At 60.9% G+C, this 8,988-nt stretch carries 6 protein-coding genes and 2 tRNA genes; 2 read left to right on the top strand and 6 right to left on the bottom strand.

Annotation, left to right across the window (positions count from 1 at the left end; all coding sequences use genetic code 11):
• Positions 1-100 precede the first annotated feature (100 nt).
• Positions 101-177 (top strand) — tRNA-Arg (locus AB5Y94_RS16440).
• 28 nt (positions 178-205) lie between these two features.
• A tRNA-Arg gene (locus AB5Y94_RS16435) sits at positions 206-282 on the top strand.
• A 435-nt stretch (positions 283-717) separates the two neighbouring features.
• Here AB5Y94_RS16435 and pbpG read toward each other — a convergent pair.
• The 6 genes from pbpG to pepA all read right to left on the bottom strand — a co-directional run bounded on the left by pbpG (position 718) and on the right by pepA (position 8,890).
• Positions 718-1,545, bottom strand: a complete 828-nt coding sequence (pbpG, locus tag AB5Y94_RS16430) for a D-alanyl-D-alanine endopeptidase (protein WP_005305161.1) — start codon at positions 1,543-1,545, stop codon at positions 718-720.
• Between the two features lie 138 nt (positions 1,546-1,683).
• Positions 1,684-2,349 carry a DedA family protein gene (locus AB5Y94_RS16425; protein WP_005305157.1) on the bottom strand — a complete coding sequence of 222 codons (666 nt, stop codon included), beginning with the start codon at positions 2,347-2,349 and terminating at the stop codon, positions 1,684-1,686.
• 18 nt (positions 2,350-2,367) lie between these two features.
• On the bottom strand, positions 2,368-3,660 hold the full coding sequence (locus AB5Y94_RS16420; RefSeq protein WP_368206182.1) for a hemolysin family protein: 1,293 nt from the start codon (positions 3,658-3,660) through the stop codon (positions 2,368-2,370).
• A gap of 185 nt (positions 3,661-3,845) precedes the next feature.
• Positions 3,846-6,698 (bottom strand): valine--tRNA ligase, encoded by a 2,853-nt coding sequence (locus AB5Y94_RS16415; protein WP_208200880.1) that lies wholly within the window; start codon positions 6,696-6,698, stop codon positions 3,846-3,848.
• Positions 6,699-6,763: 65 nt separating this feature from the next.
• Complete coding sequence (locus tag AB5Y94_RS16410; protein ID WP_258119458.1) at positions 6,764-7,219, bottom strand: DNA polymerase III subunit chi; 456 nt, start codon at positions 7,217-7,219, stop codon at positions 6,764-6,766.
• A 162-nt stretch (positions 7,220-7,381) separates the two neighbouring features.
• Positions 7,382-8,890, bottom strand: coding sequence for a leucyl aminopeptidase (pepA, locus tag AB5Y94_RS16405; protein WP_005305141.1), 1,509 nt, complete (start codon positions 8,888-8,890; stop codon positions 7,382-7,384).
• Between the last annotated feature and the right edge of the window lie 98 nt (positions 8,891-8,988).

Raw genomic sequence — 8,988 nt, 5'->3', positions numbered from 1 at the left:
CGTAGCTCAGCTGGATAGAGTACCTGGCTACGAACCAGGTGGTCAGAGGTTCGAATCCTCTCGGGCGCACCATTTTGAAAGCAGTACCAAAAGTTTGTGAGCGCCCGTAGCTCAGCTGGATAGAGTACCTGGCTACGAACCAGGTGGTCAGAGGTTCGAATCCTCTCGGGCGCACCATTTTGAAAGCAGTACCAAAAGTTGATGAGCGCCCGTAGCTCAGCTGGATAGAGTACCTGGCTACGAACCAGGTGGTCAGAGGTTCGAATCCTCTCGGGCGCACCATACAGACAGCCTCGACTTCGGTCGGGGCTGTTTTTTTATATGGCCGCTCTGGGTATGGGATACGACCCGGGTGGCTTGATACTCGTCTCTTCGTCTCTTCGTCTCTTCGTCTCTTCGTCTCTTCGTCTCTTCGTCTCTTCACCTCTTCGCTTCTTTGCTTCAACTCTGTGGTTTCGCTGCAGAGATCGCGCTCACGGCAACCCCGAGTTCCGTGACAAGGGCTTCCACCTCTGCATGACGGGCGCTTGGCGCCTCTCCTTGCCTCGCGGCCCACTGCGCCAACTTTCACGCTATCGCGTCCTGTGTGCATCCCTTGGTTCTCGGTCAACCCACGCCCCTTTCCGCTGATAAACCCGCTCAGAGGCGGGCAGAGGCGGTTTGCAGGCAATAAAAAAGGATGCCGCGGCATCCTTTTTCATCCCCGCAGTCCGGGTGTCAGCTTTTCAGCCATTTGCGAATGCGGTTGGCATCGCCGATGGGGGTGCGTTTGCCCACCGAGTTGAGCAGCACTATGGCCAGCTCCTGATTGTCCGGCTTGGCCCGCATCAGCAGGCAGCGGCCCGCTTCGTCGGTATAACCGGTCTTGGAGAGGCGCACGTCCCAGTCCGGGTTCTTCACCAGCGGGTTGGTGTTGTTGAACATCAGGCTGTAGGCCGGCGTGCGAAAGCGCATGTCCTTGCTGGTGTCCTGGGTGAACTCGCGGATCAGCGGCTGGCGATAGGCTGCCGCGATGAGCTTGGCCAGATCCTGGGCGGTGGAGACGTTGCGGGTCGACAGGCCGGTGGAGTCGTAGAAGCGACTGTTGCGCATGCCCAGCTGCTTGGCTTTGTTGTTCATGGCTCGGATGAAGGCGGGACGGCCCCCCGGGTAGTGGCGGGCAAGCGCCGAGGCCATGCGGTTTTCAGAGGACATCAACGCCAGATGCAGGGCATCGCGGCGGGTCACCTGGGTACCCATCCTGACCCGCGAATAGGTGTGCTTGATGGCGTCTCTGTCGTTCTGGTCGATGGTCAGGGTCTGGCCGAGATCCTGGCGGGCATCCAGCACTACCAGCGCCGTCATCAGCTTGGTGAGGGAGGCGATGGGACGCACCTGGGTGGGATTCTTCTGGTAGAGGGTCTTGCCCGTTCTGACATCCATCACCAGTGCGCTGCTCGATTGCAGCTGCAGTTTGGCCGGGTTGGGGGCAGCCAATGCTGCTGGCAGTCCCAGCAGTCCAACCAATGCATAAACCAGCGCCATAGCGCTAACCCGACACCGCATACTACCGACTCCGTTCACATGGAAAAAAAGGCGCTAGATTCACTCATTTTTACCCTCGCTTGACAAGAGTGCCAGCGGGTAAATCACCATTATTTCGCTAAAAAAAGGGCCATCTCGCGATGACCCTCTCTCTTTGCCTCAATCCCGTGGCGCACTGGCTTTGCGTTTGCTCAGCCAGCGCCAGATCAGCGCAATCAAACCGCCGACCAGCAGCACGATCGGCAGGCAGAGAATGATGCTGAGGAACTGGGACTGGTACTCTGCAGCCAGCTTGGTGTGACTGAGGAAGTAGCCGAAACCCACCAGCGGGCAGATCCACATGATGGAGCTGACCAGATTGACGATGAGAAAGCGCCCCTGGGGCAGTTCGGTGGCACCGACGATATAGGGGTAGGCGGTGCGCACAAAGGCGATGTAGCGGGCGGTGATCAGGGTCACGATGCCGTATTTGTCCAGCAGGTAGTAAACCTTCTGCTGGTGCTTCTCTTCCACATGGGACAGCAGCCGGTGGTAGAGCTGGGTGTGGCCCAGGAAACGCCCCTGCATGTAGCCGAGCCAGGTGCCGACGAAGGTGGCCAGGATCAGCAGCGGGATCACCCCGAGGGAGAGCACGTCCTGATAGATAAGCACGCCGGTCAGGATCAGCAGGCTGTCGCCGGGCAGAAAGGCGGTGGGAATGAAGCCGTTCTCCAGCACCAGAAAGGTCAATAACACACCGCAGACCATGAAGGCCATCTTGGGATCGGATAGCGTCACCAGATCCTGATGCATAAAGGCGTGGGCCAGTTGGTAAAACTGTTCCATAGTTGCAAACTCCGCAGGTTAGCTGGGTTGATCAAGCAAGGGCATGGCAAGCACCTTGTCGATGCGCAAACCATCCATGTCAACGATTTCCAGTTGCCACTGTTCCAGGGTGACCAGGTCTCCCGTCTGGGGAACACGACCAAGGAGCAGCATGATAAGCCCTCCGAGGGTGTGATAGTGATGTTTTTCTTCCTCCGGTAGCCGAACCAGTCCCAGGCAGTCCTTCAATTCCGGCAGCGGAATGAGGCCGTCGAGCAGCCAGCTGCCGTCGGTACGCTGAAAAGCCCAGTTGTCGTCGCCATCTTCCTGCTGGAAGTCGCCGGCCAGAGTCTCCAGCAGATCCTGCTGGGTGACCAGCCCCTGCAACTCGCCATATTCGTCCACCACCAGCACCATGTGCTCGGCATGGGTGCGGAAGTGGTTGAGCAGCTCGAGGCCGTTGAGGGTCTCAGGCAGCAGACTGCCATCCTGGGTCAATGCCGCCAGATCGATGGGCTCACCCTTGATATAGGCGTGCAGCACCTTGCTGACGTTGATGATGCCCACCAGTTCCGACAGGTTGCCGTCGCAGACCGGGAAGAAGCTGTGGCGATACTCCACCAGCCGCTGCAGGTTGACCTCCAGCGGCAGGGCGAGGTCGAGATAGCGGATGTCGCTGCGGGGCACCATCAGCGAGGAGAGGCTACGCTCGTCGAGCCGGAACACGTTGCGCAGCATGGTGTGCTCATGATCCTCGATGATCCCCGCTTCCGAACCCTCCACCAGCATGGCGTGGATCTCCTCCTGGGTCACGTTGGCGCTGCCATCCTGGCTGACTCTCAGCAGTCGCAGGCTGGCCTTGGTGGAGGCCGACAGCAGCCAGACGAAGGGACGGGTAAGGGCGGCCAGCCACAACATGGGGCGGGCCACCAGGCAGGCGATGCGTTCGGCACTGATCTGACCGAGCCGCTTGGGCACCAGCTCGCCGATGACGATGGAGAGATAGGTGACCACCACTATGACCAGCACGGTGGCGATGAGGCCGCTGCTCTTGGAGGTCATGCCCCACTCCTGCAGCCAGAGCGCCAGCGGCTGGGCCAGCAGGGATTCGCCGTAGATACCGTTGAGCAGACCGATACTGGTGATGCCGATCTGCACCGCGGAGAGAAAATGGGTGGGATCTTCGCTCAGCTTGAGCGCAATGGCGGCGGAGCGGCTCCCTTCGCTGACCATCTTGCTGAGGCGTGCCTTGCGTGCGGTGACGATGGCGATTTCCGACATGGCGAAAACGCCATTGAGCAAAATCAATCCAAACAGGATCAATATTTCCATACTGCGGCAGCACTCCTAGTAGAAAGATCGCTGGCAGTGTAATGAATTTGGGGGCGCTGCGCTTGTGAAAGCGGGTGATTTGGCTCGCTAATTTTGCATGACGAAGCGCAAAAAGCGCGGGGTGGTGGCGAGCGGGCAACAAAAAGCCCCCTGCAGGAGGGGGCTTTTGCGAGGCGGATGCCGGCTTACAGCGCGGCGATCTCGGCCTGTTGGGCTTCCAGCTTGGTCAGCTGGAGACGGTAATCTTCCAGCTTCTCGCGCTCCTTGGCGATGACCGCTTCCGGCGCCTTGGCGACGAAGGCTTCGTTGCCAAGCTTGCCTTCGATGCGGCCGCACTCGCCCACCAGACGGGCTACCTCTTTGGCCAGACGGGCCAGTTCGGCATCCTTGTCGATGAGACCAGCCATCGGGATCAGCAGCTCGGTGGCCCCGATCAGCTTCTTCACCGACAGCGGAGCGGCTTCACCTTCGCCAAGCACGCGGATGGATTCCAGACGGGCCAGCGACTTGAGGAAGGCCTCGTTGTCGGCGGCACGCTCGGCATCCTTGGCATCGCACTGGAGCAGCACGTTGAGCGGGACGCTCGGCGCTACGTTCATCTCGGCGCGGATGTTGCGGATGCTGACGATGAACTCCTTCACCCACTCCTGATCCGCCATCGCGGCGTCGTCCACCTTGGCGGCGTCGAACTCCGGGAAGGCCTGAATCATGATGGTGTCGGCGTGTACGCCGGCCAGCGGGGCGACCGATTTCCAGATGGTCTCGGTGATGAACGGGATGATCGGATGTGCCAGACGCAGCAGGGTTTCCAGCACGGTCACGAGGGTGTGGCGGGCAGCGCGCTGCTCGGCTTCGGAACCCTTGGTCAACACCGGCTTGGTCAGCTCCAGATACCAGTCACAGAACTGGTTCCAGATAAATTCGTACAGCACACCGGCCGCGATATCGAAGCGGTAGGTGTCGAGGGCGGTACGGAAGTCACGGATGGCCACCTGCAGCTGGGACTGGATCCAGCGATCCGCCAGACTGAACTGCATTTCTCCACCGGCAAAGCCACAATCCTGATCTTCGGTGTTCATCAGCACGTAGCGGGAGGCGTTCCACAACTTGTTGCAGAAGTTGTTGTAACCATCCAGGCGCTTCATGTCCCAGTTGATGTCACGACCGGTAGAGGCCAGCGCCGCCAGGGTGAAGCGCAGGGCGTCGGTACCGTGGGCCTCGATCCCTTCCGGGAACTGCTTGGCGGTACGCTTGCCGATCTTCTCGGCCATCTGCGGCTGCATCATGTTGCCGGTACGCTTCTCCAGCAGGTCCTCGAGGCTGATGCCGTCGATCATGTCGAGGGGATCCAGCACGTTGCCCTTGGACTTGGACATCTTCTGGCCTTCTTCGTCACGGATGAGGCCAGTGATGTAGACGGTCTTGAACGGCACTTGCGGCTGGCCGTTTTCGTCCTTGATGAAGTGCATGGTCATCATGATCATCCGGGCGATCCAGAAGAAGATGATGTCGAAGCCGCTCATCAGCACGTCGGTCGGGTGGAAGGTCTTGAGCGCCTCTGTGTTGTTCGGCCAGCCCAGGGTGGAGAAGGTCCACAGGGCGGAGCTGAACCAGGTGTCGAGCACGTCTTCGTCCTGACGCAGCACGGTCACGGACGGGATGCTGTGCTTGGCGCGCACTTCATCCTCGTTGCGACCCACGTAGACGTTGCCGGCATCGTCATACCAGGCCGGGATGCGGTGACCCCACCACAGTTGACGGGAGACGCACCAATCCTGAATGTCGCGCATCCAGGAGAAGTACATGTTCTCGTACTGCTTGGGCACGAACTGGATGCGGCCATCTTCCACCGCCTCGATGGCGGTCTTGGCCATGGGCGCCACGCGCACGTACCACTGGTCGGTCAGCATCGGCTCGATGGGCACGCCGCCGCGATCGCCGTAAGGCTGCTGCAGCACGTGATCCTTGATCTCGGCCAAGAGGCCCAGCTCGTCCAGCTTGGCGACGATGGCCTTGCGGGCGGCAAAGCGTTCCATCCCTGCGAACTCGGTCGGCAGGGCAGCGTCATAGGCGGTGCTGGGGTTGCCGTTGGAGTCAACCACTTCGGCCTCGGCGCGCACGTGGGCGTCCAGGGTGAAGATGTTGATCATCGGCAGGTTGTGGCGCTTGCCCACTTCGTTGTCGTTGAAGTCGTGGGCCGGGGTGATCTTCACGCAACCGGTGCCCTTCTCCATGTCGGCGTGCTCGTCGGCGACGATGGGGATCAGGCGGTTCACCAGCGGCAGCAGAATGTGCTGACCGATCAGCGCCTTGTAGCGCGGGTCTTCCGGGTTCACCGCCACGGCGGTATCACCCAGCATGGTTTCCGGACGGGTGGTGGCGACGATCAGGTGATCCTGGCCTTCGGCGGTCTTGGCGCCGTTGGCCAGCGGGTAGCGCAGGTGCCACATGTGGCCCTTGATCTCGCGATTTTCCACTTCCAGATCAGAGATGGCGGTGTTGAGCTTGGGATCCCAGTTCACCAGGCGCTTGCCGCGGTACATCAGGCCATCTTCGTAGAGACGGACGAACACTTCCTGCACGGCAGCGGAGAGGCCTTCATCCATGGTGAAGCGCTCGCGCTCCCAATCCACGGAGTCGCCCAGGCGGCGCATCTGGCGGGTGATGGTGCCGCCGGACTCTTCCTTCCACTGCCAAATCTTGTCGATGAAGGCTTCCCGGCCGTAATCGTGGCGGGTCTTGCCCTCTTCTGCGGCGATCTTGCGCTCAACCACCATCTGGGTGGCGATACCGGCGTGGTCGGTACCCGCCTGCCACAGGGTGTTCTTGCCCTGCATGCGGTTGTAGCGGATCAGGGTATCCATCAGGGTTTGCTGGAAGGCGTGACCCATGTGCAGGCTGCCGGTGACGTTCGGCGGCGGGATCATGATGCAGAAGGAGTCTTTGCTGGTGTCGCCGTGGGGCTTGAAGTAGCCCTGAGCTTCCCAGTGCTGGTAGAGCGCCTGTTCGATGGCGTTGTGATTAAAAGTCTTTTCCATGGTCTCGCCGTAATCTGGATGGATGGGTTCTGGTGTTGATTCGTGGTGGATCACAGGCGGCGCAGTCAGGGCTGCGCCGGATCCGGTGCGGCAAGGACGGGCTGATCCCTCATCTCGAGGGCGTGGCCTGCCTGGCGATAGTGCTTGTAGCGCTCGCGGGCTTGCTGCTTTTGCGTTTCGTCAGTGGGGACAAAATCTACCACTTGAGCGAAGTGTCCTGCAAACAAAGGTGTCTGTTTGGCCAGATTGATGAGGCGGGCGTAGCGCCGTCGTGGCGGCTGGTGACCGATCTCCACCGGTGCCTGACCGCTCTCCCCCTGCAACTGGTGCGGCACGAAGCGCTCCGGCGGCAGCTGCCACAACAGCTCGTCGAGGCGCAGGGCCTGGGCCTCATCGTCGCACAGCAGGTAGATATGGCCCGCCCCCCAGCTATCGGCTACGAGCTGGCAGGCGAGTCGCTCGACGGCAGAGGCCTGCGCGTCATCCGGCTCGCTCATCAGGTAAAAGGTCACTTGGCTCATCAGGTTGATCCCGTTTGCGGTGACGGATAATTGACCGCCGGTAAGGACGGGCAGGGGGTATTCCTGCCCACCCTCAATGAAACAAGGAAGAGGCGGGCCTCTTCCTTGTGGTGCAGGGCAACTTCCGCTCGCCCGATGGCATCGCCGGGCGAGGTGTGGAAATTACTCCTTCTCTTCGATGTCCACCCCGGACCGGTTCAGCAGGAACTGGGTCAGCAGGGGCACCGGACGCCCGGTGGAGCCCTTCTCCTTGCCACTCTTCCAGGCAGTCCCGGCGATATCCAGGTGGGCCCAGTTGTACTTCTTGGTGAAGCGTGACAGGAAGGCGGCGGCGGTGATGGTACCGGCCGGACGACCACCTATGTTGGCCATGTCGGCAAACGGACTCTCCAGCTGTTCCTGATACTCGTCGAACAGCGGCAGACGCCAGGCGCGATCACCCGCCTGCTCGGAGGCATTGAGCAGCTCGTGGGCCAGCGGGTTGTGGTTGGCCAAGAGGCCCGTAGTGTGGTGACCCAGGGCGATGATGCAGGCACCGGTCAGGGTGGCCACGTCGATCACGGTTTCCGGATCAAAGCGATCCACGTAGGTCAGCGCATCGCACAGCACCAGGCGGCCTTCCGCATCCGTGTTCAGCACTTCGATGGTCTGGCCGGACATGGAGGTGAGGATGTCACCCGGGCGATAGGCGTTGCCACCCGGCATGTTCTCGCAGCCAGCCAGCACGCCGATGACGTTGATGGGCAGCTGCAGCTGGGCCAGGGCGTGCATGGTACCGAGCACGGAGGCGGCGCCACCCATGTCGTACTTCATCTCGTCCATGCCGTCGGCCGGCTTGATGGAGATGCCGCCGGAGTCGAAGGTCAGTCCCTTGCCGACCAGCACGATGGGCTTGGCATCCGGATGACCCTTGTACTCGATGATGGCCATCATTGCTTCGTTGTCGGAGCCACGGGCCACCGCCAGGTAGGAGTTCATGCCGAGCTCGGCCATCTCCTGCTCGCCGATCACCTTGGTGGTGATGTTGTCGAACGCATCGGCCAGACGACGGGCCTGGGAGGCGAGATAGGCCGGATTGCAGACATTGGGCGGCATGTTGGCCACGTCGCGACAGACGCGCACCCCTTTCGCCACGGCCAGGCCGTGGGCGATGGCTTTTTCACCAATGGTCAGTTCCCGACGCGTCGGCACGTTGAATACCAGCTTGCGCAGCGGACGGCGCGGCTCGGCTTTGTTGGTCTTGAACTGGTCGAAACTGTAGAGGCCCGCCTTGGTGGTTTCCACCGCCTGGCGCACCTTCCAATAGGTATCCCGTCCCTTGACATGCAGCTCGGTCAGGAAGCAGACCGCTTCCATGGAGCCGGTTTCGTTGAGGGTGGTGATGGTCTTGTTGATGATCTGCTTGTACTGGCGTTCGTCGAGTTCCCGCTCCTTGCCGCAACCGACCAGCAGCACGCGCTCGCTGAGCACGCCCGGTACTTGATGCAGCAACAGCATCTGGCCTGGTTTCCCTTCCAGGTCGCCACGGCGCAGCAGCGAGCTGATGTAGCCATCGCTGATCTTGTCCAGCTGTTCGGCAACCGGAGAGAGGCGACGCGGCTCGAATACGCCGACCACGACGCAGGCACTGCGTTGCTTCTCAGGACTGCCACTCTTTACACTGAACTCCATGGAATCTCCTACATCCTAAAGACAAAAGGCACCTTTTATTGAATAATGCGGTGCTTGTTGGGGTATCAGAGGCGGAGCGAACAGGCACTGGCCCCGCA

Source organism: Aeromonas sp. s5, from assembly GCF_040907865.1.
GTDB lineage: Bacteria > Pseudomonadota > Gammaproteobacteria > Enterobacterales > Aeromonadaceae > Aeromonas > Aeromonas dhakensis.
This window is presented reverse-complemented; position numbering and strand designations above follow the sequence as displayed.